Below are 238 nucleotides of genomic sequence, written 5' to 3'. Positions count from 1 at the left end.
CATCATCAAGGCAGGTGCACTGTGCATCATGCTCGACCACAGCCTGGACCTGCCATGAACGGCCAGGGCGCAACGTCGATCCCGGGCGAGGTGGCCGAGCAGGCCATGCACTGGCACCTCGAACTGCAAGAGCCGGCCGTCAGTGCCGCCACCCTGGCCGCCTGCATGAGCTGGCGCCAGGCGCACCCGCTACATGAACATGCCTGGCAACGGACCCAAGTGTTTGCCCAACGCCTGC

The 238-nt window shown here is 66.0% G+C and carries 1 protein-coding gene; it reads left to right on the top strand.

Annotated elements, in window-relative coordinates:
- Positions 1-54 precede the first annotated feature (54 nt).
- Positions 55-238, top strand: a 184-nt coding sequence (locus tag SB725_RS33740; RefSeq protein ID WP_410923762.1) for a FecR/PupR family sigma factor regulator, incomplete at its 3' end; no start/stop codon positions are given.

It is taken from the genome of Pseudomonas sp. SIMBA_041 (genome assembly GCF_046535095.1).
Lineage (GTDB): Bacteria > Pseudomonadota > Gammaproteobacteria > Pseudomonadales > Pseudomonadaceae > Aquipseudomonas > Aquipseudomonas mucoides.
Note: the sequence above shows the minus strand (reverse complement) of the source record. Positions and strands in the feature narration are given on the sequence as shown.